A 24,619-nucleotide genomic window follows, 5' to 3' on the forward strand; every position below is an offset into this window, starting at 1 on the left:
TGGGGGGCCGCCGCCGCACTGGCGGCGGGAGGACAGGCCATGGCGACGGTGAACGCGCACATTCCGGTGGTCATCGCCCACCGGGGCGCCAGCGGCGAGCGGCCGGAACATACCGCCTCCGCCTATCGCCTGGCCATCGGACAGTCGGCTGACTTCATCGAGCCCGACCTGGTGGTGACCAGGGACGGGGCCCTCGTCGCCCGGCATGAGAACGAGATCGGCGGTACGACCGACGTCGCGGTCCGGCCGGAGTTCGCCGCCCGCAAGGCCACCAAAGTCATCGACGGTGAACAGATCACCGGCTGGTTCACCGAGGACTTCACCCTGGCCGAGCTGAAGACCCTGCGCTGCCGCGAACGGCTGCCTAAGGTGCGGCCCGGCAACACCCTCTTCGATGGCCAGGACCAGATCCTCACCTTCGCCGAGGTGGCCGCCCTGGCGAAGACGGAGGGCGACCGGGTCGGCCGCCGCATCGGCCTCTATCCGGAGATGAAGCACCCGACCTATTTCGCCTCGGTCGGCCTGCCCATCGAGGGCCGGATGGCGGCGGCGCTGAAGGCCGCCGGCCTGGACGGTGCGGACGCCAACGCCTTCGTCCAGTGTTTCGAGGTCTCGCCGCTGAAAACCCTGCGCGGCCTGGTGAAGACGCCGTTGGTCCAGCTGATCAGCGACGAAGGCGGCCCCGCCGATGCGCCCGGAACCCTGTATGCGTCGATGGCGACGGCCGAGGGCCTCAAGGCCATCGGTTCCTATGCCGACGGCGTCGGGCCCGAGAAGGGGCTGGTCGTCCCCACCGACGGCAAGGTCCTGCTGCCGGCGACCGCCTTCGTCACAGACGCCCATGCGGCGGGCCTGAAGGTGCATCCCTGGACCGTGCGCCGCGAGAATTCCTTCCTGCCGACGAGCCTGCGCGGCCCCGGCGACCTGAACGCGGCGGGCGATGTCCAGACGTTGCTGATGGCCCTGTTCAAGGCCGGCGTCGACGGCGTCTTCAGCGATTTCCCCGGCGAGGCGGTGAAGGCGCGCAACCGCTTCATCGGGGCCAAGGCTTAGTTCCTCCCCCATCGGGGGAGGTGGCGGCGGCGAAGCCGCTGACGGAGGGGGTCACCGCTCACGCCAGCGGGTAAACCTGCTCGAAGCACAACCGCCGGTGGGGACCCCCTCCACCATTGCTGCGCAATGGTCCCCCTCCCCCGATGGGGGAGGAACCTGAAGCCTTACGCCCCCATATCCAGCGAATAGCCGGCCGACCTTACCGTCCGGATCGGATCGACCTCGCGGCCCGAGTTCAGGGCCTTGCGCAGGCGGCCGATGTGCACATCCACCGTCCGCGCCTCGACATAGACGTCCGAGCCCCAGACCGCGTCGAGCAGCTGTTCGCGGCTGAACACCCGGCCCGGATGCTGGATCAGGTGGTCGAGCAGGCGGAACTCCGTCGGCCCCAGATGCACCTCGCGCCCGTCGCGCTTCACCCGGTGGGCCACGCGATCGACGATGATGTCGCCATGGCTCAGCCGGTCGTCGGCCAGGCCCGGCCGGATGCGGCGCAACACGGCGCGGATGCGGGCCAGCAGCTCGGTCATCGAGAACGGCTTGACCACATAGTCGTCGGCCCCGGTGTCGAGGCCGCGGATACGGTCCGTCTCCTCGCCCCGGGCGGTCAGCATCAGCACCGGCAGGTTGCGGGTCTCCTGCTTCTGGCGCAGGCGGCGGCAGACCTCGATGCCCGAGACCTTGGGCAGCATCCAGTCGAGCAGCAGCAGATCCGGCTTGGCCTCGTCGATGACGATCAGGGCCTCCTCGCCGTCGCCAGCCAGCAGGACGCGATAGCCTTCCTTTTCGAGGTTGTACTGCAGCAGGGTCGCCAGGGCGTCCTCGTCCTCGGCGACCACGATGGTCGGCGTGCTCATTGGTGGGCCTCACCCTTGGGGCGTTGGTCGGTCAGCTCGTCGCCGGTGATCTCGTAGTGGACGATCTCGGCGATGTTGGTGGCGTGGTCGCCGATCCGCTCGAGGTTCTTGGCGACGAACAGCAGGTGGGCCCCCGGCGTGATCGTGCGCGGATCGCCCATCATGTAGGTCAGCAGCTCGCGGAACAGGCTCTCGTAATGCTCGTCGACCTCGTCGTCGCGCGACCAGACGGCGGTCGCCCCGGCCAGCTCGCTGGAGGTGTAGGCGTCGAGCACGTCCTTCAGCCGCCCGGCCACCAGCTTGCCCATCCGTTCGATGGAACGGCTGACCGGCCCCGCCGTATCGCTCTCGGCCAGGATCAGGGATCGCTTGGCGATGTTCTTGGCCAGATCGCCGCAGCGTTCGAGGTTGGAGGCGATCTTCATCGCCGCCACGGTGCGGCGCAGGTCCACGGCCATCGGTTGGCGCAAGGCGATCAGCCGGATGGCGGCCCGTTCGATCTCGCCTTCCAGGGCGTCGAGCCGGCTGTCGCGCTCGACGATCTGTGCGGCCAGGGCGACATCGCGGCGGGCGAAGGCGCTGATGCTGTCGGCCACCTGGGCTTCGGCCAGGCCCCCCATGCGGGCGACCTCGGCGGTCAGGTGGTTCAGTTCTTCCTCGTAGGAGGTGACGATGTGGCTTTGCATGACAGTCGCCCTCAGCCGAACCGGCCGGTGATGTAGTCCTGGGTCCGCGTCTCGCGCGGGTTGGTGAAGATGTCGCCGGTCAGGCCTTCCTCGACCAGGACGCCCATGTGGAAGAAGGCCGTGCGCTGGCTGACCCGCGCCGCCTGGGCCATCGAGTGGGTGACGATAACGATGCAGTACTGGCGGCGCAGTTCGTCGATCAGTTCCTCGATCCGCGCCGTGGCGATGGGGTCGAGGGCCGAGCAGGGCTCATCCATCAGGATGACGCGCGGCTGCACGGCGATGGCCCGGGCGATGACCAGGCGCTGCTGCTGGCCGCCCGACAGGCCGGTGCCCGGCGAATGCAGCCGGTCGGCGACCTCGGCCCACAGGCCGGCCTTCTTGAGCGAGGCCTCGACGATGCCCTCGATATCGACCTTGCTGCTGGCCAGGCCGTGGATGCGGGGGCCGTAGGCGACGTTCTCGAAGATCGACTTGGGGAAGGGGTTGGGCTTCTGGAACACCATGCCCACCCGGCTGCGCAGCACCACGGGATCGACGTCGCGGCCGTTGACGTCCTGGCCGTCGATCTCGATGCGGCCGGTGACCTTGGCGCCCGGGATGGTGTCGTTCATCCGGTTGATGCAGCGCAGGAAGGTCGACTTGCCACAGCCCGACGGGCCGATGAAGGCGGTGACCGCCCGGTCGGGGATGTCGATGCTGATGTCGAACAGGGCCTGCTTGGTCCCGTAGAAGGCGTTGACCTTGTCACAGTGGATCTTCACCCCGGCCGCCGGACCGGCGGTTTGGGTGGCGACGACCGGCGGCCGCAGCTGCGTGTCATGGGGCATGTCGGGTGTACCTTCGGCGGTATCTTGGGGGGCGGTCATTTTACCACCTCTTCTCGAAGCGACGGCGCAGGATCACGGCCGCCGAATTCATCACGATCATGAACAGCAGCAGGACCATGATGGCCCCCGCCGTGCGTTCGTGGAAGGCCGCCTCGGCGGCGTTCTCCCACAGGAAGACCTGCACCGGCAGCACGCTGGCGGCGGACGCCAGGCTCTCGGGCAGGCCGGGGGTGAAGGCGACCATGCCGATCATCAGCAGCGGCGCGGTCTCGCCCAGCGCATGGGCCAGGGAAAGAATGACGCCGGTCATCACCCCCGGCATGGCCTGGGGCAGCACATGGTGGAACACCGTCTGGGTGCGGCTGGCGCCCATGCCCAAAGCCGCCTCGCGGATCGAGGGCGGCACCGCCTTCAGCGCCGCGCGGGTGGCGATGATGATGGTCGGCAGGCTCATCAGGGCCAGCACCATGCCGCCGGTCAGCGGCGCCGAGCGCGGGAAGCCCAGCCAGTTGATGAACAGCACCAGGCCGAGCAGGCCGTAGACGATCGACGGCACGGCGGCGAGGTTGTTGATGTTGACCTCGATGAAGCCGCTCAACCGGCCCTTGGGCGAAAACTCCTCCAGCCAGACCGCCGCCAGAACCCCGACCGGCACGGCGATCAGCGCCGCCACCAGCAGCATCAGGGCCGAGCCAACCACGGCGCCCAGCACCCCGGCCTGTTCCGGCTCGGTGGAGTCCGACCGCGTGAAGAAGGCGCTGTTGAAGTGGGCCTTGACCGTGCCGTCGGCCTTCAGCCGGTCCAGCCAGTCCATCTGCCGGTCGGTCAGCTTGCGGTCGGCGGCCGGGGTCGAGCGTTCGATCTCGCCCTTGTAGTAGAGGTCGGCGTTGGCCTTCACGGGCACGGTCAGGGTGACCGTCTTGCCGATCAGCGACGGGTCGGCCTTGATCTTGTCGAGCAGCTGGAAGCCGAGATCGCGGGACACCAGGTCCATCGCCTCGCCCGAGGCCAGGCCGAGCGCGTCGTCCGCCACCTTCAGCCGCTTCAGCAGGTCGCCGCCGGCGATGTAGTCGAAATTGTTGCCCTCGAGGTCCGAGCGGTCGATCCGGGCCGGATCGAGATAGACGCTGGTGGTGATCGAATGGGTCCAGAAGGCCGTATAGCCCTGCTGCACCACCCGCCCGAGCAGCAGCACCAGGAAGCCCAGCGCGATGGCGATGGCGATGCGGCCATACCAGCGGAAACGGGCCTCGGCCGCGTGGCGCTTCTTCAGCCGCGCTTCGCCGGCCTTATCTGTAAGAGCCTGATCAGTCATAGGCCTGCCGGTATTTCTGGACGATGCGCAGGGCGATCACATTGAGCGCCAGGGTGACGGCGAACAGGGTCAGGCCGAGGCCGAACGCCGCCAGGGTGCGGGGGCTGTCGAACTCCTGGTCGCCGGTGAGGATCTCGACCATCTGGCGGGTGACGGTGGTCACCGAGTCCAGCGGGTTGGCGGTGATCCGCGCCTGCGATCCGGCCGCCATGGTGACGATCATCGTCTCGCCGACGGCGCGGCTGATGGCCAGCAGCATGGCCCCCATAACGCCGGGCAGGGCGGCCGGCAGGATGACCCGCTTGACGGTCTCGGACTTGGTCGCGCCCATCGCATAGCTGCCATCGCGCAGGGACTGCGGCACGGCGTTGATGATGTCGTCCGACAGGCTGGAGATGTAGGGGATCAGCATGATGCCCATCACCACCCCGGCGGTCAGGGCCATCTCGTTCTGCACCGCCATCAGGTACTGGCCGAGCGGGTCCAGCGGCCCCTCGGCCAGCCAGCTGCCGATGTAGTTGAAGAAGCCCCGGAACAGCGGCCCGACGGTGAGGGCGGCGAAGAAGCCGTAGACCACGGTCGGCACCCCGGCCAGGATCTCCAGCAGCGGCTTGATGATCCCGCGCGTCGTGCGGCCCGCGTACTCCGACAGATAGATGGCGCAGAACAGCCCGACCGGGGCGGCCACGCACATGGCGATGATCATCACCAGGAAGGTGCCGGCGAACAGCGGCACGGCCCCGAAGGCGCCCTTGGCGGCCACCTGGTCCTCGCGCATGGCGATCTGCGGCTGCCACTGCAGGCCGAACAGGAAGTCGAGCGGCGACACCGAGGCGAAGAAGCGCAGCGCCTCGTAAAGCAGGCTGGCGACGATGCCGACCGTGGTCAGCACGGCGATGGCCGAACAGGCCATCAGGGCGATGCTGATCCAGCCCTCGACCTGGTTGCGGGCCCGCAGGGTCGGCTTGATCCGCGGCCAGGACAGCAGGAAGCCGCCCAGCGCCAGCACGGCGGCCAGGGCGACGGCGGCGAAGGCGGCGAAACCGTTGAAGTCGCGCGCCTGCTGCGCCTTGGCGGTCAGGGCGGCGCGCTGGTCGGCGGTCCATTGGATGTTGCTGGGCGTCCGGCCGTCGGCGATGGCCTGGGCGTCGCTCCAGAAGGCCTGGGCGGTCTCGCTCGGTAGCGAGGCGACGGCGGCGGGCGGATCGGCGCTGAGCAGCGCCTCGCCCAGCCGCGGTCCGGCGGTCAGGAACAGGATGAGGATGAGGGCGGCCGGCACGCCGGTCCACAGCGCCACCCAGGTTCCGTAGTAGCCCGGGAGGCTATGCAATTCCGCCTTCGGCCCCAGGGCCGAGGCCCGCCGACGGCCCAGCACATAGACTCCAGCCGAGAAGGCCAGGAGGACGGCGAGCGCGAGGGTAAAAGACATTCTGTGCCCGGACGAGTCGCAGGGAGGAGGCTGCAGGCTCCCAATGACGCGCCTATGCTGGCCTTGCGCGACAGTTTCGTGACAGTTCGATGACAACGGGGGGAGGGGTTGATCTGCGTGATGAGGCAGCGGAAGTCAGTTACCCTGCGTTTCGAGTGACGGAGATCGTCTCGAAGTTCGCCAGAAGGGCAACAAGCCGTAAACACCCCCGAAACGATAAGAGCGCCGCCAGATCAAGCGGCAAATTCATCGAATCGAGGTCGAAATGAACGACACGCCCAATATTGACGTTCAAAGGTGATTGTGTAGGAAGCGTCCCTCCTAGGTGGAGCGATTATATTTGCTTACCATCCTCATTTCTATTTGCGGAACTTTGCCTTCCTCAAGCTCCCACAGACGTAACTGGGCCGGAAACAACTCGGCCGTCACTTCGGATACGTGTCGAGTGTCGGAAAAAAAGTCATTGTAGAACACCCACACGCGGAGGATGAAGCGAGTCCTTCCTTCGGCAAGGTCTCGCAATTCCGCGATGGTCATCGTTGCGGGTCCAGTACCAATGCCCTGGCCCGGCGCGGCAAAACTGAGGTGGTCGTTTCGATCGACCGGGTCCAACAATTCCGGCCCCTCGGTGTCGAAATCTGGCGGTACGCGCAGCAGGCGCATAGAACCGCCAGCGTTCAAGGCCGGCGTCTGTCCAACATTCTTCCAATGGGTTCGAAAGCCAACGCCCCACGGCTTGCCATCATCGCCAATCATCAACCCCGTGATCGTGGATTCAGACCCCATCCACGCCCGAAGCTGAGTTTCGGCGGTCCTCTTGGCACCCTCAAGAGAGGCTCGGGCAATGGCGTTGGCTTCAAGTACTGCACTCGTGGCGCGGCCGGTGTCTTCAACAGCTTCTCTCGTCGCCTCCAAAGTGCCCCTGACGTAGAGAAGTGCCCAGATCGTGGCACCAGTGGTCACGGCGCTCAAGATCAGAGCCATGAGGCTGAAAAGCGCTAGCTGTTCCTGAACATTTAAATCCTGCTGGTCGTGGGATTGATCTACAAGGGCGACTACTTCTTTGTGAACGCAGTCAGCAATTTCAACCGGCGTTCCCCGTGCACAGACGAGGGGGATGCTCTTCCCGACCCCCTCTCGCCTATAGGCGGCTGCGGCATTCTCGCGGCCACGTTGCTCTCCCATATGTGACGCGAGCATCCCGACAAGCAGTACTGCGCAAAGGGCGGCAACGAGCGAGAAGATGGCCTCTAAAGGCGTGAATTTTCGACGCCGGCCGCTGTCAGACATTGAACCAGAATAGCCCCAGTAGATCCGCCCCAAGTGATCTTGATCCACAGATTAGGTTCTGTCTCGCTTATTCCGATAGCCTTGATGGTCCGCACCTCTTTCGCGCGACTTGGGTCGCGCCTTGACCTTTGGCCGACGGATGCGTCAAACCGCCCTCCCATGAACGTCCTCCTCATCGGATCCGGCGGGCGCGAACACGCGCTGGCCTGGAAGATCGTCCAGTCGCCCATGCTGACCCGCCTGGTCGCCGCCCCGGGCAACCCCGGCATCGCCGAGCTCTGCGAGTGCCGCGACATCAAGGCCAACGACGTCCCGGCCCTTGTCGCCCTGGCAAAAGAGATCGCCGCCGATCTCGTCGTCGTCGGCCCGGAGATCGCGCTCGAAGCCGGCATCGCCGACGCCCTGGCGAAGGAAGGCATCCCCTGCTTCGGGGCCAGCCAGTCGGCCGCCCGGCTGGAGACCTCCAAGGCCTTCACCAAGGACTTCTGCGCCCGCCATGGCCTGCCGACCGCCGCCTACGGCGTGTTCGAAACCGCCCAGGCGGCCGATGCTTTCCTCGACACCCTGACCGCCCCCTTCGTGATCAAGGCCGACGGCCTGGCGGCCGGCAAGGGCGTGGTCATCGCCCAGAGCCGGGCCGAGGCCGACGCCGCCGTCCTCGACATGCTGGGCGGCCGCTTCGGCACGGCCGGGGCCCGCGTGGTCATCGAGGAATTCATGGTCGGCGAGGAGGTCTCCCTGTTCGCCCTCTGCGACGGCCAGTCCGCCGTCCTCTTCGGCCAGGCCCAGGACCACAAGCGCGCCTATGACGGCGACCTCGGCCCCAACACCGGCGGCATGGGCACCTACAGCCCGGCGCCCGTCCTCACCGACGCCCTGCTCGAACAGGCCTTCGACGAACTCATCGCCCCGACCGTGCGCGGCATGGCGGCCGAGGGAAACCCCTATGTCGGCGTCCTCTACGCCGGGCTGATGCTGACCGACACGGGTCCGAAGCTCGTCGAATACAATGCCCGCTTCGGCGACCCCGAATGCCAGGTGCTGATGCTGCGCCTGGCCGACGACATCCTGCCCTGGCTGCAGGCCACCGCCACCGGGACCCTGTCGCGGCTCAGCGGTCCGACCTTCCGCGACGAGGCCGCCGTCTGCGTGGTCATGGCCGCCGAGGGCTATCCTGACGCCCCGGTGAGCGGCGCCGTCATCCGCGGCGCCGCCAGCGACTTCGGCGGCGAGGCGGTCGTCTTCCACGCCGGCACGACCCGCGACGCCGACGGAAACCTGCGCGCCTCCGGCGGCCGGGTGCTCAACGTCTGCGCCCTCGGCGCCACCCTGCACGAGGCCCGCGACCTGGCCTACGCCGCCGTCGGCGCCATCGACCTGCCGGGCGGTTTCCATCGTTCCGACATCGGCTGGCGGGCCCTGTAGAATTTTACCCGGGCGAAATTATCGCGGCTTTCGGGCGCCCATCGGGGTCCCGTTGGTCGCGGTAGCCCCGGCCGGCCTCCCGCCGACCTACAATCGCACACCCGCGACCCCGCCCCGACCTACGCTTCGACCTACAGCCAGCGACAGGCGGCCACCCGGAAGAGACAGTCTTTTCAATCGCCTGCCGGATATTCACCGCTGTCGCCCCGCGCGGCGCCTTATAATGTGGGTCCGCTTCGATAGGGCCGGTGCAGCCTACGACCGCAAGCCGCGTTAGACTGCCGCCAGCCAACAGAGACCCCCCATGAGCCGCGAAGACCCCCTGCTGAAACCGGGCGACACCTGCTGGCGCATAGACAAGGCCGACCGGGTGTCCTTCCTGGTCGATGGCGCGGACTATTTCGCGGCGGTCAAACAGGCGATGCTGTCGGCCAGACAATCGATCTGGCTGCTGGCCTGGGTGTTCGATCCCCTGACCCGCTTCGAGCCCGACCGGGTGGAGCGCAGCCGCGATCCGCAGAACCCCGACCGCCTGGGCCAGCTGCTGCGCCGGCTGTCGGCCCTCAACCCGGCGCTCGACGTGCGCATCCTGGCCTGGGACATGCCGCCGCTGATCGCCATGACCCAGCGCTTTCCGGGCCAGCGGGCGAAACGGTATTTCGAGGGCTCGGCGGTCAAGTTCCGGCTCGACAACAGCCTGCCGATGAGCGCCTGCCACCATCAGAAGGTGCTGGTCATCGACGGCCGCCTCAGCTTCATCAGCGGCGGCGACCTGGGGGCCGACCGCTGGGACACCTGCGACCACCTCGACGAGGACCCCAACCGCCGCCTGCCCTGGGGCGAGCGCTACCCGGCCCGGCACGACGTGGCGATGATGGCCGAGGGCCCGGTGGCCCAGAGCTGCGCCGAGCTGTTCGTCGAGCGCTGGGCCAGCAGCGGCGGCGGCGACCTGCCGATGCCCGAGATGGCCGAGCATTCCCCCTGGCCCAAGGACTTCGCCGAGGACCTGGTTGGCGTCGAGGTCGCCCTGACCCGCACCCAGCCGCGCTGGAAAGACCTGCCGGAGACCCAGGAGGGCTACCGCCTGCACCTCGACTGCATCGCCAGCGCCCGGCGGACCATCTTCCTGGAGAACCAGTACCTGGCCTCGCCGATGATCGTCGCCGCCCTGTGCCGGCGGCTGGAGGAGCCGGACGGGCCGGAGGTCATCGCCATCGGCCCCAGCGCCAGTCCCAGCTTCTTCGACCGCATGACCATGGACAGCGCCCGCTCGCAGGCCATCAACCTGCTGGAGCAGTCTGACCACTACCATCGCTTCCGCGCCTTCACCGCCCGCACGGCCCACGACAAGCCGATCATCGTCCATTCGAAGGTGTCGATCTTCGACGACCGCCTGTTGCGCATCGGCTCGGCCAACCTCAACAACCGCTCCGGCGGGCTCGACACCGAGGTCGATGCGGTGATCGAGGCGCCCGATGGGCCTGAGGGAGCGGAGACCCGCCGCACCATCGCCGCCTTCCGCACCATGCTGATCGGCCACTATTTCGGGAAGGGTCTGGGCGAAACCCGGGAGGCGATCCGCGAAACCGGTTCGGTCGCCGGCGCCATTGACGCCCTCGACGGTCATCCGCGCCGGCTGCTGCCCATCGACCGCACGCCAATCAGTCCGCTGGGCCGCTTCGTCTCGAGCTGGGCGCTGGGGGATCCGCTGTCGGCGTCGGATGCCTGGCGGCCGTGGATCCGGCGGGCCCGGATCAGGCAGGCGCTGGAGTGTCTTCCGGCGCCCGTGGCGGGATCTCCACCTCGACGATCAGAGGAAGATGGTCAGACGCCCGTCGCGCCTCCGGATCGAAAGGCGACTCCACCCTGGTGACCTTGATGCCCGGCGACACGAAGACGTGGTCGATGCGCATGAAGGGAAAGCCGCTGGGATAGGTCGACATCGGCGCGCCGGGCCACTGCAGCTGGGCGTCCTGGATGGCGGCGGCGCAGATCCGGTAGGGCTGCTGGAAGGGGGTGGCGTTGAAGTCGCCCATCAGGATGCCGGGCCTGGTGAACTTCTCGTCGGCCATCCAGTCGGCGACCAGGGCGGTGGCCTGTTTCTTCTGTTCCTGCGGGATGAGGCCCAGATGGGTGTTGATGACCTGCAGCTCCTGGCCGTCGGGCAGGGTGACGGCGATCCACACCGCGCCGCGCGGCTCCAGGGCCCTGATCTTCGGATAGCCGGGCAGGGGGCCGGCCCGCACCAGCCGCTCGGGCAGGGTGGTGAGCAGGGCGTCGCCGTAGCGTTCCTCCTCGATATGCATGGCGGCGTTGAAGTGGCTGCGCATGGAAAGGAGTTCGCCCAGCCTGTGGGCCTGATCGACATGGCCGGTCCGCTTGCGGCCGACGTCCAGCTCCTGCAGGCCGACGATGTCCGGCTTGGCGGCCGCGATCACCCGGGCGCAGCGCTCCACATCCAGCCTTTTGTCGACGCCCACGCAGCGGTGGACGTTCCAGGTCATCAGGCGAAGCTTCATGACCCGAAGAGATCGCGCGGCGGGTCCGATGGTTCCGGTTCCGGGTCGGGTTGCCGACGGCTGAGCAGGAAGAGGGCGTTCTCGGCCCGCCAGTTCTCGATCCCCCGGGCCGGGTCGATCGGCCGGGCCGCCTGGCCCCGCGCCAGGGCGGCGCAGTGCTCGGTGCGCAGGTCCAGGTCTTCGGTCAGGGCGTTGAAGTCGGCCAGGCTGCAGAGGTGGATGTTGGGCGTCGACCACCAGGGCTCGGGCAGGGCCCGGGTCTCCGGCATCCGGCCCCGCGCCATCAGGCTCCAGCGCACCCGCCAGTGGCCGAAGTTGGGAAAGGAGACGATGGCCCGGTCGGCGATCCGCAACAGCTCGCTCAGCACATGCCGCGGATTGCGGGTCGCCTGCAGGGTCTGGCTGAGGATGGCGTAGTCGAAGGCCCGGGTGGGAAAGGCGTCCAGGTCCCGGTCGGCGTCGCCCTGCACCACGGCCAGCCCCCGCGCCAGGCAGGCCGAGACGCCCGAGGCCTCCAGCTCCAGCCCCCGGCCCTGCGCCTGCTTCTCGCGGACCAGCAGCTCCAGCAGCTCGCCTTCGCCGCAGCCGACATCGATCACCCGGGCGCCGGGACGCACCAGCCGCAGGATTTCGCGGAAGTCTTCTCTCACAGGAAGCTCTCCCCCGGGATCGCCATACCCCGTCCTGTCATCCTCCGGGCCCGCGAAGCGGGAACCGGGGGACCCAGGGCGGCTCTGGAAAGACTCCCAACGGTGTTCACGCGGACAGTTGGGTCCCCCGGTCCGCTGCGCGGCCGGAGGATGACAGAGGGGGTTATTCGCCGGACGGGCCTGTGATCCCTCACCACCTGCGCCTCACCGAATCCAGGAAACCGCGCAGCGCCCCGTCCATCACCGGTTCGTCCAGCAGGAAGGCGTCATGGCCCTTGTCGCTCTCGATCTCCAGGAAACTGACCTCGGCCCCGGCCGCATTCAGCGCCCGCACGATGTGGCGGCTCTCGACCGTCGGATACAGCCAGTCGGAGGTGAAGCTGAGCACGCAGAACTTGACGTCCCGCGCCCCCTGGAAGGCCTGGGCCAGCACCCCGCCGTGCGGGGCGGCCAGGTCGAAATAGTCCATGGCCCGGGTGATGTAGAGATAGCTGTTGGCGTCGAAGCGGTTGACGAACGAACCGCCCTGGTGACGCAGGTAGCTTTCGACCTGGAAGTCGGCGTCGAAGCCGAACGACAGGCCGTCGTTCTGCAGCTCGCGGCCGAACTTCCGCTGCAGGGCGGCCTCCGACAGATAGGTGATGTGGGCCGCCATCCGGGCCACGGCCAGGCCCTTCTCCGGCCGCACCCCGGCTTCCGCATAGGCCCCGCCGCGCCAGTCGGGATCGGCCATCACCGCCTGGCGACCGACCTCGTGGAAGGCGATGTTCTGGGCCGAGTGGCGGGCGGCGCTGGCCACGCAGACCACCGCCTCCAGCCGCTCGGGGTAGTCCGCCGCCCACTGCAGCACCTGCATGCCGCCCATCGAGCCGCCGACCACCGCGGCCAGCTTGCTGATCCCCATGGCCTCGACCAGCATGGCCTGGGCCCGCACCATGTCGCCGATGGTGATGACCGGGAAGGTCAGGCCGTAGGCCTTGCCCGTGGCCGGATCGACCGACCCCGGACCGGAAGAGCCGTTGCAGCCGCCGATGACGTTGGAGCAGAGGATGAACCAGTCAGCCGGATCGAGCGGCCGGCCCGGTCCGACGAGCCGCGTCCACCAGCCCTCCTTGCCCGACACCGGATGCGTGCCGGCGACATGCTGGTCGAGGGTCAGGGCGTGGCAGATGAGGACGGCGTTGGAGCGGTCGGCGTTCAGCGTGCCGAAACTGCGCCAGGCGATCTCCAGATTGTCCAGTCTGGAGCCGGAATCGAGGGCCAGCGGCCGGTCCGGCCCGAAGGCCCAAACCCCGCTGTCCTGCGCCGCGATTTCGCTCGATCCGTCCATGCGGCTCCGATGACCGCGCGCGACGGGGATTGTCAACCGGGCAGGCGGGGTTAGACAGGCGCCATGCACCGCCTGATCCTCCTGCGCCACGGCAAGGCCGAACGCACCGCCCCCGGCGGCGACATCGCCCGGCGCCTGACCGACCGGGGCCGCAGCGATGCCGCCCTGATGGGCCGGGTGCTGGCCGAACGCGACCTGATCCCCGACGTGGCCCTGGTCAGCGCCGCCGCCCGCACCCAGGAAACCTGGGCGGCCGTCAGCCCCGCCTTCCCCATGGCGCGGGCCGAGGTGACCCGCGACCTCTACCTCGCCTCCGAAGGCCTGATTCTCAAGCTGGCCGAAGAGCGCGGCGAGACCGCCGGCAGCATCATGGTCATCGGCCATAACCCGGGCCTCCACATGCTGGCCATCCACCTGTTGCGCTTGGCCGGCGCCGGCGGCGCCGTCATCGCCCGCGCCGAGGCCAAGTTCGCCACCTCAAGCGCCGCGGCCTTCACCTTCGACGCGGCCGGCCGCCCGGCCTACGACGGCCTGTTCCACGCCAGCGACTTCGGCGGCGGGGGCGGCGAATGACCCGGATCTACAAGCTGGTCTCGCGCGGCGAATGGGAGGCGGCCAAGGCCTCGGGCGCCTTCCACGGCGCCGCGGTCGACCTCGCCGACGGCTATATCCATTTCTCGACCGGCGCCCAGGCGGCGGAGACGGCCCGCAAGTATTTCGCCGGCCTGGGCGACATCCTCATCGTCGGCTTCGAGGCCGAAACCCTCGGCCACGGTCTGAAGTGGGAGCCCTCGCGCGGCGGCGACCTCTTCCCGCACCTCTACGGCCCGCTCGATCCGTCGCTGGCGGTGGAAGAGCGCGATGCGCCTTTGGGCCAGGACGGCCACATCCAGCTGGGAGCGCTGTCGTGACCTCCCTCCCCGAATGGGGAGGGCAGACGCGCGGTTACGCGCGTCGGGTGGGGAAGTCGGTTCCCAGCCTGGCAGACCCTGCACTGAGGGGCATAACCGGCCAATGATCGTGACCCACCGCCCCACCCGACGCGCAACGCGCGTCTGCCCTCCCCATTCGGGGAGGGAGGCATGATCCACGACCTCGCCGCCCGCGCCCTGCATCTCCTCGACCCCGAGGACGCCCACGGCCTGACCATCGCCGGTCTCGAAGCGGGTCTCGGCCCGGTCGACCGTTCCAGGCCGGACCCCATCCTCCGGACGACGCTCGCCGGCCTGACCCTGCCCAGCCCCATCGGCCTGGCCGCCGGCTTCGACAAGAACGCCCAGGTTCCCGACGCCATGCTCGCCGCCGGCTTCGGCTTCGTCGAATGCGGCACCGTCACCCCGCTGCCCCAGGCCGGCAACCCGCGCCCCCGCCTGTTCCGGCTGACCCCCGACAGGGCGGTGATCAACCGCATGGGCTTCAACAACGAAGGCCTCGAAGCCTTCGCCGCCCGCCTGGCCAGACGCCCCCGCAAGGGGATCGTCGGGGCCAACATCGGGGCCAACAAGGACGCGACGGACCGCACCCAGGACTATGTCACCGGCCTGACCCGCCTGTGGGGACTGGCCGACTACTTCACCGTCAACATCTCCTCGCCCAACACCCCCGGCCTGCGCGCGCTGCAGACGAAAGAGGCGCTGGAAGACCTGCTCGGCCGCCTGGCCGAAGCCCGCAAGCCTCTCCCGGGCGACGCCCCGGTGTTCCTGAAGGTGGCCCCAGACCTCGAGGACGACGAGATCGAGGCCATCGTCGCCGCCAGCGCCGCCCACGGCCTGGCCGGCATCATCGTTTCCAACACCACCGTAGGCCGGCCGGTCACCCTGATGAGCCGCGCCGCCTCCGAGACCGGCGGCCTCTCCGGCGCCCCCCTGATGGGTCCCTCGACCTTCATCCTGCGCCGCTTCCACGCCGCCAACGACAAGGGCCTGATCCTCATCGGGGCGGGGGGCGTCGCCTCCGGCGCCGACGCCTACGCCAAGATCCGCGCCGGGGCCCAGGCGGTGCAGCTCTACTCGGCCATGGTCTATGAAGGCCCGGGCCTGGTGACCCGCATCAAGCGCGATCTTGCCGCCCGTCTGAGGGCGGACGGCTTCGGCTGCGTGGCCGAGGCCGTCGGCGCATCATGAAATTCCCCCACGACGGGAAACTTCGCCGCGTTGCGCGCCCCTCCCGCCTGACCTACACCTGACAACCATGGCCGAGGCCGCGCCGCCGCCCGCGACGAAGACCGCTCCTCCGACTCGCCGATGGCTCTGGCCCGGCGGCCTGTCGGCGCGCCTGCTGGTGCTCACCAGCCTGTTCATCACCCTGGCGGCCCTGTTCATCCTGCCCGCCGCCCTGGCCAGCTTCGAGGAGCAGTGGCTGCTCGACCGCGTGCGCTCGGCCGAACTGGCCAAGCTGGCCACCGACGTCGCCCCCGACGGCCAGATCACCCAGGAGCTGTCGCGCCAGCTGCTCGACGGGGCGGGCGTGGTCTCGGTGGCCATCCAGACCGACGGCATGCGCCGCCTGGTGCTGGCCGCGCCACGCACCCTGCCGACCCCCTATCTGGTCGATCTGCGCGAGCAGAACCCGCTGAGCTGGTTCAGCGCCCCGTTCCAGACCCTGTTCGGCGGCGAGGGCCGCATGGTCCGGATCGTCGCCGAGCCGCGCTTCCTCAAGGACTCCGAGTTCATCGACATCGTCGTGCCCGATGACATCCTGCGGGCCGAGCTGATCAGCTACCTCTGGCAGGCGCTGTTCGTCACCGTGTTCGCGGCCATCGTCGTCGGCGGGCTGGTCTATCTGTCGCTCAACGCCTTCCTGGTGCGGCCGATGCAGCGGATCACCCGCTCCATCGAACGCTTCCGCGCCGATCCGGAAGACCCCGGGGCCCGGGTCGAGACCAGCGGCCGCCGCGACGAGATCGGCCGCGCCGAGGCCGAGCTCGACCGCATGCAGTCGGACCTGGTGGCGGCGCTCAACAGCCGCGCCCGGCTGGCGGCGCTCGGCGAGGCGGTGGCCAAGATCAATCACGACCTGCGCAACATGCTGACCAGCGCCCAGATCGCCTCCGACCGGCTGGCGGCCATCGGCGATCCCAAGGTCGCCCAGGCCATGCCCCGCCTCGAACGGGCCCTGGACCGGGCCGTCACCCTGGCCACCAACGTCCTGGCCTACGGCCGCGCCGGCGAGGCCGAGCCGGACCTCAAGGCGGTGCCGTTGCGGGCGGCGCTGGAGGCCGCGGCAGAGGACGCGGCGCTGGAGAAGGACGACGTCGCCCTGAAGGTCGAGGCCCCGGCCCGGGCGAGCGTCACAGCCGACCCGGACCAGCTGCACCGCATCCTGATGAACCTGATGCGCAACGCCCGCCAGGCGATGGCGGCCATGGCCCGCGAGGAGCCGGGGCAGATCACCGTCAGTCTGGCGAAGGAGCCGGGCTGGAGCATAGTTCGCATCGCCGACAACGGGCCAGGCCTGCCCGAACGCGCCCTGGCCCACCTGTTCCAGCCCTTCGCCGGCTCGGCCCGGCATGGCGGCACGGGCCTCGGCCTGGCCATCTCGCGCGAGCTGGCCCAGGCCCATGGCGGCGATCTGACCATGGCCCAGACCGGTCCGGAGGGGACGGTGTTCGAACTGCGCCTGCCGGAACCGGAGAAGCCGAAGAAGAAGAGTTAATTGGGGACACGCACTATTTTCGCTTACGTCGCCGCCGGACGTCCGGCAGCGGTTGGGCGAAAATAGTGCGTGTCCCCAATTAACTCAGCGCCCAGCCGACCCGGGCGCTCTCGATCGCGTCCAGCTTGGCATACAGCGGCGCCCAGTCGTCGGCCTCCGCGATCGGCGCCCACAGGGTCTCGACCTCGTCGATCAACATCTCGACCGGCTCCGCCCGCGCGAACATCGGATGCGCCAGCCGTTCCGGCCGCTGCGCCTCGAAACCGGCCAACAGCCGCCGGAATTCCATGAACGCCTCGCCGCCGTAGACGGCCGCCCGGGGCCCGGCCATCGCCCGCGCCGCGTCGCCGCAGAACCAGTCGAAGAAGAAGGGCTCCCAGCGCAACGCCTCGCCGCCTTCGGCCAGGGCCTTGAACGAGGCGTTGACCAGGTCGATGTCGGCGTCAGGTCCCTGGCTCTTCACCCCCAACCGGCCGATCATCGCCGCCATCAGGGCCTCCCGGTAGGCCGGCGCGAACCCGTTCAGCGCCGCCACCAGCGCGTCACTGTCGGCCACCTGCACCAGGCAGCCGGCCAGCTGCTGCAGATTCCAGAACCCCGCCTCCGGCTGGCGGCCGAAGCTGTAGAGGCCGGTCTCGTCGAAATAGGCGGCGGTGAAGTTGGGGTCGTTCCTCGGCAGGAAGCGCCAGGGGCCGTAGTCGAAACTCTCGCCGGTGACGACCATGTTGTCGGTGTTGAGCACGCCGTGCACGAAACCCGCCGACATCCAGCGGGCGACCAGCCGGGCGGTGCGGGCCACCGTCTCGCCGAGCATCGCGACGGCGCGATCCGGCGCGTCGGCGAGGTGGGGGAAGTAGGTCTCGACCGCATGATCGACCAGCGCGCCGATGTTGTCGGCCCGCTCATGGAAGGCCTGGCGCTGGAAGGTCCCGAAGCGGAGGTGGCTGTGCGACAGCCGGGTCAGCACGGCCGAGCGGGTCGGGCTCGGCTCGTCGTTCCGCTGCAGGTCCTCGCCGGTCTCCACCAGGGAGAAGGCCCGGCTGGTCGGCACGCCCAGCGCTTCCAGCATGGAGGCGGCGAGGATTTCCCGCACCCCGCCCTTGAGGGTCAGCCGCCCATCGCCGCGGCGCGACCAGGGCGTCTGGCCGCTGCCCTTGGTGGCCAGGTCGAGCAGGCGGTCCGAACCAGCTTCACGCAGCTGCGCGAACAGGAAGCCGCGGCCATCGCCGAGGTCGGGGTTGTAGCTGCGGAACTGGTGGCCGTGATAGCGCATGGCCAGCGGGCCGGGCTGGTTGTCCGGCAGCGGCTGGAAGCGGCCGAAGTGGGCGATCCATTCGGCCTCGGTCAGGGTTTCCAGCCCGACCGTTGCGGCGGCTCGCTCATGGCGCCAGCGCAGGCGGGTCTCGGGAAAGTCCGCCGGCCGCACCGGATCGGAAAACTCCGGTCCCAGGGTCATGAAGCGCGGATCGGGGCGATAGGCGGTGGAGACGGGCATTCTGGCCAGATGCGGTCGAACCGCGCTCGCCACAAGCCCGGACTTGCTTGCGGCTTCCCGGCCGATGGCGCCGCAGAAAGCGGCAGCCGCGTCTCTGCCGCCAAGGGCGCCCACAAAAGCGGCGCTTTTGATTCATGCGTCAGAATAACGAAGTTTTTTGACGCCTCTGCTGTCACATCCCTGACACGAGATGGCCGTTTTCCGTTGTGTTACAAGGGATTAATCTTGCCGGATGACGTCCCGCGACCCTAGGCACAGGCGTCAAGTTGATAGGGCTTCCTCGGTCCCGTCTTCCTCCCCAAACCCGTGCGGCTGACACCCGCGCGCAATAAACTTTGCCCAGGACATGACATGAAAATGCGTCACCTGCTGCGCGCGTCGGCTTCGGCCCTCGTGCTCTCCGCCATTATGTCGACCGCCGCCTTCGCTCAGGACGAGCCGGCCGCCGCTGACGATGGCGTCAACACCGTCGACACCATTGTCGTCACCGTCAACAAGCGCGAACAGAACCTGCAGGACGTCCCCGCGACGGTCACCGCCCTGTCGGGTGAGCTGATGCAGGACGCCGGCGTCAAGGACATCAAGGATCTGCAGATCCTGACCCCCGGCCTGACGGTCACCTCGACCTCGAACGAAACCGTCACCACCGCCCGCATCCGTGGCGTCGGCACCGTCGGCGACAACCCCGGCCTGGAAAGCTCGGTCGGCATCGTCATCGACGGCGTCTACCGCCCCCGTAACGGCGTCAGCTTCGGCGACCTCGGCGAACTGCAGCGCATCGAAGTGCTGAAGGGCCCGCAAGGCACCCTGTTCGGCAAGAACACCTCGGCCGGCGTCATCAACATCCTGACCGCCGAGCCCGAGTTCGAATTCGGCGGCAACGCCGAACTGACCTTCGGTGAGTACGGCACCAGGGGCGGTTCGGTGTCGGTCACCGGCCCGATCTTCGGCGACAACGTCGCCGGCCGCATCTTCTTCGCCAAGCGCGAGCGTGACGGCTTCCTCAACGTCAAGACCGGCGACGGCCCGCGCACCAGCGACGAAGACGTCAACCAGGATTTCTGGACCATCCGCGGCCAGATCCTCGCCACCCCGTCGGACGATCTCAGCATCCGCATGATCGCCGACTACACCGAGCGCGACGAGATGTGCTGCCTGGCCACCCAGCTGCAGGTCGGCGACGCCGCCAACAGCCGCGCCGCCTTCGTCAACCAGGTGCAGCCCGGCGGCATCGCCACCGACGAGAAGGTCTTCAACCGCACCGCCTACGGCAACCGCTCGACCCGTCAGTTCATCCAGGACAAGGGCTTCTCGGCCCAGGTCGACTGGGATGTCCTCGACGGCGTCGCCCTGACCTCGATCACCGCCGTCCGCAACTGGCGCGCCGAAACCGGCCAGGACAGCGACTTCACCGCCGCCGACCTGGTCTACCGTCCGGACGACGGCACCAACTACGTCGAGTTCGGCCAGTTCAGCCAGGAACTGCGCGCCAACGGCGAAGCGGGTCCGGTCAACTGGCTGGTCGGCGCCTTCTACGCCAGCGAAGACCTCGACAGCCGTTCGCGCCTCAACTACGGCACGGACTATTACGCCTACTTCGACACCCGCGTGCTCGGCGGCGTTCCTGGCCTGCTCGGCCTGACGCCGGCGGCCATCCACCAGGCCGGCAACGGCTCGGACGACCGCTACGCCCAGACCGACGAAACCTTCGCCCTGTTCACCGACAACACCTGGTCGATCACCGAGGCCTGGAAGCTGACCGCCGGCCTCCGCTACTCCTGGTCGGACAAGTCGCTCACCACCCAGTACAGCACCACCGGCGCCTCCTGTGACCAGGCCGAAGCCGCCTACCTGACCCTCGTCGGTCTGGCCGGCGCCCCGACCGCCCAGGCGATCGTCGGCGGCCTCTGCCTGAACGCCGAGAACAACGACTTCGACGCCCTGGGCAAGTTCACCCAGAAGCGCAGCGAAGAAGAGCTGACCGGCACCATCAAGCTGGCCTGGAACATCAACGACGACATCATGACCTACGCGTCCTACGCGCGGGGCTACAAGTCGGGTGGTTTCAACCTCGACCGTTCGGGTATCACCTGCCCGTACCCCGGCCGTTCGGTTAAGGGCCCCGCCGGTCTGGCCTGCATCAACGGCAGCCTCCTCACGCCGCTGGACTTCCAGGCCAACAAGGACACCAGCTTCGACGGTGAAAAGGCCGACTCCTACGAACTGGGCATCAAGACCAAGTGGCTGGGCAACAGCCTGCTGCTGAACGCGACGGCCTTCTACCAGAAGTACACCGACTTCCAGCTCAACACCTTCGTCGGCACGGCCTTTATCGTCGAGTCGATCCCGGAGCTGACCTCGCAGGGCATCGACGCCGACTTCCTGTGGTTCACCCCCCTCGACGGCCTGACCTTCCAGGGCGGCGTGACCTGGGCCCAGACCAAGTTCGGCGAATTCACCGCCGCCGACCTGAAGGACCCCTCGAAGTTCAACGGCCTGTTCCGCCTGCCCGGCGCCACCGCGCCGTTCGCGCCGCGCTGGTCCGCTTCGCTGGCCACCAGCTACGAGAAGGACATCGGTGAGGCCCTGGTCTTCAAGGGCAACGTCTCGCTGAAGTACACCAGTGACTACAACACCGGTTCCGACCTGCACCCGGTCAAGGAACAGGAAGCCTTCACCCTGGTGAACGCCCGGGTCGGCATCGGCAGCCAGGACGGCCTGTGGACGGTCGAACTGTACGCCAACAACCTGTTCGACAAGGACTACACCCAGGTGGCCTTCAACGGCCCCTTCCAGGTCGACACCTCCAACCCCTACCTCAAGGCGCCTGACGACGCCATCTCGACCTACGACGCCTTCCTGGGCGCCCCGCGGGTCGTCGGCGTGACCCTGCGCAGCAAGTTCTAGGCCTCTAGAACGACTGCAGAGATCGGGCGGTCCGGGGCAACCCGGGCCGCCCTTTTTCTATGGGGTAAAGGCGGCGCGCAGGGCGGCGATGGCGCGCCCGGACTGAGCGCGGGCGCGGCGCGAGACGGCGGCCAGGTTGAGGAAGCCGTGGGTCGCTCCGGGTTCGAGGTGATGGCTGATCGGGGCCCCGGCGGCGATCAGGCGTCGGGCGTCCAGCCGGGTCGGATCGCGGCCGCCGCTGGCGATGAAGGTCGGGGGCAGATCGGCGGCGCCGGGAAAGGCCAGGTCGTCGGCGCGGCCCTCCAACCCCGGGGCGTACTGGCGGCGCATCCAGGCGCGGCCGCGGCGGAAGAGGCGGGGGTCGTCTTCGACCGGATCGAGGGCCAGCAGAGGGTAGAACAGGGCGAGCCCATCCAGAGGCCGGTCGGCGCGGGCGCTTCGACGCGCGGCCGCGACCGCCAGCAGGCCGCCGGCCGAGTCGCCCCCGGCCAGCAGACGGCGCGGGCCAAGGGTCTCCGCCGCGAAAACCACGCCCGCCTCGGCGTCATCGTGGGCGGCGGGGTAGGGCTGTTCCGGCGCCCGGCGGTAGTCGATGGCCAGCACGTCGAGGCCGGACCCGGCCGCCAGGCGGCGGCAGACGCCGTCATGGGTCTCCAGATTGCTGCTGACCAGGCCGCCGCCATGGAAAAAGACCAGCAGGTCGCCGCCGGTGTCGGCCGCCCGGTAGAGACGGGCGGGGATCGCGTGGGCCGAGGTCGGGATGGCCAGGTCGCGAACCTCCGCCAGCTCCGGCGCGCCCGGGTCGGGCCGGGCCAGCCAGGGGTCGAGACGGTTGCGGATCAGGTTGACGAGCACGGGGCCGAGTGAAGCCCGCGCCGCCTCAAAAGGATAGCCCGCCGTGGCCGCCGGGTGGTGGTGGCCTCCTCCGGAGAGAAACCTGTCGGCGTCTGGCCGACCGGCACGGCGGGTCCGGAGGCGGTCGCGAACCCGTTCGCCGCGATCGCCTCCGAAATCATCACGGCCGCCTCGCCGCGACGGTCAGGTCGCGCAAATCCCATGCCCCGATCAAATTCCAAATTCGCCCCCTGACATTCCCGTCGGGAATGGATAACCGTCGTCGCGGCCCGGGGCGGGGCAGTGCGGGTGGCCGGCGTCAGATGAAGAAACTCGATCCCAAATCCCTGGAGGCCTTCCAGGCGGTGATGGAGTTCGGCTCGGCCACCCTGGCCGGCGAGCGGCTGGGCATGACCCAACCGGCCATCACCAAGGCCATCGCCGGCCTGGAGCAGCGCACCGGCCTGACCCTGTTCGAGCGCGGACGCTTCGGCATGCGGCCGACCGCCGAGGGGGCCCTGCTGGCCGAAGAGGTGCGGCGCAGCTTCGCCGGCCTCGACCGGGTGGCCGTGGCGGCCCAGGCCATCCGCCAGGGCATGAAGGGCAGCCTGGTGGTCTCGGCCCTGCCCATCTACGCCGAGGGCCTGGTCGCCCGCGCCGTGGGCGCCCTGGCCGCCGAGGCCCCGGAGCTGACTATCCGGGTCGAGACTCACCTGCAGGACGAGACCTTCCGGCGCATCCTGCTGGACAAGGCCGACATCGGGGTGGTCAGCGGCCCGTTCGTCCCCAACGCGCAGCTGCGGGTCCATGCGCTCGGCCAACGGCGGATGATGGCGCTGATGCGCAACACCCACCCCTTGGCCAATCGCGACGAGCTCGGCGTCGCCGACCTGCTCGATGTCGAGGTGGTGCTGCTGTCCTCGCCCAGCCCCTATCGCGAAACGGTGCTGCAGGCCTTCGCCCGTCACGGGGCGCCGGTCCGCTCCCGCCTGGAGGTGCTCAGCCAGCGGGGCACGGCGGCCATGGCCCTGGCCTCCGGCCAGCTGGCCCTGATCGACCAGGAACTGGCCGAGGAGATCGCCTTCAAGGACCCCGGCGTCCATATCGCCGCCTTCAACGGCGCCCCGCCCTGGCAGATCGCCGTGGTGCATCATCGGGACAAGCCGCTCAATCTGGTCGCCGAGGCGGTGCTGCACCGGCTGAAGCTGGCGGCGGCGGACTTCCTGGACGCGGGGCGGGAGGTCTAGACCTCGACCGCGCCGCCGAAGGTGGCGGCGCCGACGCCGAGCCAGGGCAGGGCCAGGGCCAGGGCCATGAGCAGTTCGAGGATCAGGGCCTGGCGCAGCATCGGGTCCTTTTCCCGGTCCAGGATCAGCGACGCCACCCGCCCGGCCGCCGCCCCCAGCCAGCCGAGGGCCACGGCCCCGGCCATCATCCGGCCGATGCTCGGGGCATAGCCCAGGCCCATGGCCGCCCCGGCGTGCGCCAGGATCAGCATGCCGCCGAACGCCCGCTCCTCGGCCCGGCTGCGGGCCTTCAGGCCATGCGGACGGGCGATGCGCAGCCCGCCCATCACCCCGCCGATGCAGCAGGCGATCACGGAGATCATGATGGCGAGGTTGAGATTGCCGAAGACGGTCATGGGGCGGAGTTAGTCTGTTGGGGGAAGGAGGGAAACCCTTACGCGCTTTCTAACCCCTGTCATCCTCCGGCGCCCGCAGGGCGACCGGGGGACCCAATTGTCCGCGTGAAGATTGCCGGGAATCTATCCAGAGCCGCGTTGGGTCCCCCGGTTCGCTCCGCGGCCGGAGGATGACAGCAGGAAGGAAGGGACAGGCTCTATCCCGGCCAGGTGTGATGCACCGCCTCGACGTTGCGGCCCTCGGGGTCGAGGATGAAGGCCCCATAGTAGCCGGGGTGGTAGTGGGGCCTGAGGCCCGGCGCGCCGTTGTCGGTCCCGCCGGCGGCGAGGCCGGCGGCGTGGAAGGCGTCGACCGCCGCCCGGTCCTGGGCCAGGAAGCAGATGTGGGCCGGGCCGGTCGGGCCGCCGCCGTCGCCGATCCAGAAGCTCGGCTTGCCGGCCTGGATGTCGCGCCGGTCGGCATTGCTGCCATAGCCGCAGTGGCTGGAACCGCCGGTCTCCTCCGGCCCGACCTGCATCACCACGCCGATGCCGAGCGGCGCCAGGAGGGCATCGTAGAAGGCCCGCGAGGCGGTGAAATCGGCGACGTTGATGCCAAGGTGATCGATCATGAGGCGCTCCTTCGCTTGAGGCGCGAACCTTAAGCCTGTTTCGGCGGCGATTGCCAAAACAGCGGTGGAAGACTCGCCGCCGACCGCTGAAT

The 24,619-nt window shown here is 68.9% G+C and carries 22 protein-coding genes; 9 read left to right on the plus strand and 13 right to left on the minus strand.

Annotated features, from left to right (window positions below; all coding sequences use genetic code 11):
* Positions 1-39: 39 nt before the first annotated feature.
* A complete protein-coding gene (locus O5I81_RS02245; protein ID WP_271069090.1) occupies positions 40-1,053 on the plus strand; it encodes a glycerophosphodiester phosphodiesterase in 1,014 nt (337 codons plus the stop codon).
* Between the two features lie 164 nt (positions 1,054-1,217).
* On the opposite strand, the gene phoB is transcribed toward O5I81_RS02245, so the two are convergent.
* The 6 genes from phoB to O5I81_RS02275 form a co-directional block, all read right to left on the minus strand.
* Positions 1,218-1,910, minus strand: coding sequence for a phosphate regulon transcriptional regulator PhoB (phoB, locus tag O5I81_RS02250; RefSeq protein WP_271067315.1), 693 nt, complete (start codon positions 1,908-1,910; stop codon positions 1,218-1,220).
* Positions 1,907-2,596, minus strand: a complete 690-nt coding sequence (phoU, locus tag O5I81_RS02255; protein ID WP_271067316.1) for a phosphate signaling complex protein PhoU — start codon at positions 2,594-2,596, stop codon at positions 1,907-1,909. Before phoU ends, phoB begins: the two co-directional genes overlap by 4 nt.
* 11 nt (positions 2,597-2,607) lie before the next feature.
* Positions 2,608-3,426: a phosphate ABC transporter ATP-binding protein PstB gene (gene pstB / locus O5I81_RS02260; protein WP_271069091.1), complete on the minus strand. Its 819-nt coding sequence runs from the start codon at positions 3,424-3,426 to the stop codon at positions 2,608-2,610.
* Between the two features lie 40 nt (positions 3,427-3,466).
* The gene (pstA, locus tag O5I81_RS02265; protein ID WP_271067317.1) at positions 3,467-4,741 is read right to left on the minus strand and encodes a phosphate ABC transporter permease PstA; all 1,275 of its coding nucleotides are present in this window, start codon (positions 4,739-4,741) and stop codon (positions 3,467-3,469) included.
* Positions 4,734-6,170 (minus strand): phosphate ABC transporter permease subunit PstC, encoded by a 1,437-nt coding sequence (gene pstC / locus O5I81_RS02270; RefSeq protein ID WP_271067318.1) that lies wholly within the window; start codon positions 6,168-6,170, stop codon positions 4,734-4,736. The genes pstA and pstC overlap by 8 nt, the downstream gene beginning before the upstream one ends.
* A gap of 321 nt (positions 6,171-6,491) precedes the next feature.
* The gene (locus O5I81_RS02275) at positions 6,492-7,493 is read right to left on the minus strand and encodes a hypothetical protein (RefSeq protein ID WP_271067319.1); all 1,002 of its coding nucleotides are present in this window, start codon (positions 7,491-7,493) and stop codon (positions 6,492-6,494) included.
* Between the two features lie 126 nt (positions 7,494-7,619).
* Between O5I81_RS02275 and purD the strand changes: the two genes are divergently transcribed.
* Complete coding sequence (purD, locus tag O5I81_RS02280; protein ID WP_271067320.1) at positions 7,620-8,885, plus strand: phosphoribosylamine--glycine ligase; 1,266 nt, start codon at positions 7,620-7,622, stop codon at positions 8,883-8,885.
* A 304-nt stretch (positions 8,886-9,189) separates the two neighbouring features.
* Positions 9,190-10,758: a phospholipase D-like domain-containing protein gene (locus O5I81_RS02285; protein WP_271067321.1), complete on the plus strand. Its 1,569-nt coding sequence runs from the start codon at positions 9,190-9,192 to the stop codon at positions 10,756-10,758.
* Here the strand turns inward: O5I81_RS02285 and O5I81_RS02290 are convergent.
* The 3 genes from O5I81_RS02290 to O5I81_RS02300 all read right to left on the minus strand — a co-directional run bounded on the left by O5I81_RS02290 (position 10,640) and on the right by O5I81_RS02300 (position 13,384).
* A complete protein-coding gene (locus tag O5I81_RS02290; RefSeq protein WP_271067322.1) occupies positions 10,640-11,404 on the minus strand; it encodes an endonuclease/exonuclease/phosphatase family protein in 765 nt (254 codons plus the stop codon). The genes O5I81_RS02285 and O5I81_RS02290 overlap by 119 nt on opposite strands.
* On the minus strand, positions 11,401-12,054 hold the full coding sequence (gene metW, locus O5I81_RS02295) for a methionine biosynthesis protein MetW (RefSeq protein ID WP_271067323.1): 654 nt from the start codon (positions 12,052-12,054) through the stop codon (positions 11,401-11,403). The genes O5I81_RS02290 and metW overlap by 4 nt, the downstream gene beginning before the upstream one ends.
* Positions 12,055-12,244: 190 nt before the next feature.
* Positions 12,245-13,384, minus strand: coding sequence for a homoserine O-acetyltransferase (locus O5I81_RS02300; protein WP_271067324.1), 1,140 nt, complete (start codon positions 13,382-13,384; stop codon positions 12,245-12,247).
* Positions 13,385-13,447: 63 nt separating this feature from the next.
* Here O5I81_RS02300 and O5I81_RS02305 point away from each other — a divergent pair, with 63 nt between their 5' ends.
* The 4 genes from O5I81_RS02305 to O5I81_RS02320 all read left to right on the plus strand — a co-directional run bounded on the left by O5I81_RS02305 (position 13,448) and on the right by O5I81_RS02320 (position 17,038).
* Positions 13,448-13,957, plus strand: a complete 510-nt coding sequence (locus O5I81_RS02305) for a histidine phosphatase family protein (protein WP_271067325.1) — start codon at positions 13,448-13,450, stop codon at positions 13,955-13,957.
* The gene (locus O5I81_RS02310; RefSeq protein ID WP_271067326.1) at positions 13,954-14,295 is read left to right on the plus strand and encodes a DUF952 domain-containing protein; all 342 of its coding nucleotides are present in this window, start codon (positions 13,954-13,956) and stop codon (positions 14,293-14,295) included. Before O5I81_RS02305 ends, O5I81_RS02310 begins: the two co-directional genes overlap by 4 nt.
* A 171-nt stretch (positions 14,296-14,466) precedes the next feature.
* A complete protein-coding gene (locus O5I81_RS02315) occupies positions 14,467-15,507 on the plus strand; it encodes a quinone-dependent dihydroorotate dehydrogenase (protein ID WP_271067327.1) in 1,041 nt (346 codons plus the stop codon).
* A 67-nt stretch (positions 15,508-15,574) separates the two neighbouring features.
* A complete protein-coding gene (locus tag O5I81_RS02320) occupies positions 15,575-17,038 on the plus strand; it encodes a HAMP domain-containing sensor histidine kinase (RefSeq protein WP_271067328.1) in 1,464 nt (487 codons plus the stop codon).
* A 79-nt stretch (positions 17,039-17,117) separates the two neighbouring features.
* On the opposite strand, the gene O5I81_RS02325 is transcribed toward O5I81_RS02320, so the two are convergent.
* Positions 17,118-18,542 (minus strand): protein adenylyltransferase SelO, encoded by a 1,425-nt coding sequence (locus tag O5I81_RS02325; protein WP_271069092.1) that lies wholly within the window; start codon positions 18,540-18,542, stop codon positions 17,118-17,120.
* Positions 18,543-18,884: 342 nt separating this feature from the next.
* Between O5I81_RS02325 and O5I81_RS02330 the strand changes: the two genes are divergently transcribed.
* Positions 18,885-21,440, plus strand: coding sequence for a TonB-dependent receptor (locus O5I81_RS02330; RefSeq protein ID WP_271067329.1), 2,556 nt, complete (start codon positions 18,885-18,887; stop codon positions 21,438-21,440).
* Between the two features lie 57 nt (positions 21,441-21,497).
* Here the strand turns inward: O5I81_RS02330 and O5I81_RS02335 are convergent, their stop codons facing one another.
* The gene (locus O5I81_RS02335; protein WP_271067330.1) at positions 21,498-22,295 is read right to left on the minus strand and encodes an alpha/beta hydrolase fold domain-containing protein; all 798 of its coding nucleotides are present in this window, start codon (positions 22,293-22,295) and stop codon (positions 21,498-21,500) included.
* A 302-nt stretch (positions 22,296-22,597) separates the two neighbouring features.
* Between O5I81_RS02335 and O5I81_RS02340 the strand changes: the two genes are divergently transcribed.
* On the plus strand, positions 22,598-23,521 hold the full coding sequence (locus tag O5I81_RS02340) for a LysR family transcriptional regulator (protein ID WP_271067331.1): 924 nt from the start codon (positions 22,598-22,600) through the stop codon (positions 23,519-23,521).
* On the opposite strand, the gene O5I81_RS02345 is transcribed toward O5I81_RS02340, so the two are convergent.
* Together O5I81_RS02345 and O5I81_RS02350 are read right to left on the minus strand one after the other, a co-directional pair.
* Complete coding sequence (locus O5I81_RS02345; RefSeq protein ID WP_271067332.1) at positions 23,518-23,916, minus strand: DUF4345 family protein; 399 nt, start codon at positions 23,914-23,916, stop codon at positions 23,518-23,520. The two genes, O5I81_RS02340 and O5I81_RS02345, sit on opposite strands and share 4 nt — an antisense overlap.
* Before the next feature lie 197 nt (positions 23,917-24,113).
* Positions 24,114-24,527, minus strand: a complete 414-nt coding sequence (locus tag O5I81_RS02350) for a VOC family protein (protein WP_271067333.1) — start codon at positions 24,525-24,527, stop codon at positions 24,114-24,116.
* Between the last annotated feature and the right edge of the window lie 92 nt (positions 24,528-24,619).

Origin of the sequence: Caulobacter sp. NIBR1757 (assembly GCF_027912495.1) — a bacterium.
In the GTDB taxonomy this organism is placed as follows: domain Bacteria; phylum Pseudomonadota; class Alphaproteobacteria; order Caulobacterales; family Caulobacteraceae; genus Caulobacter.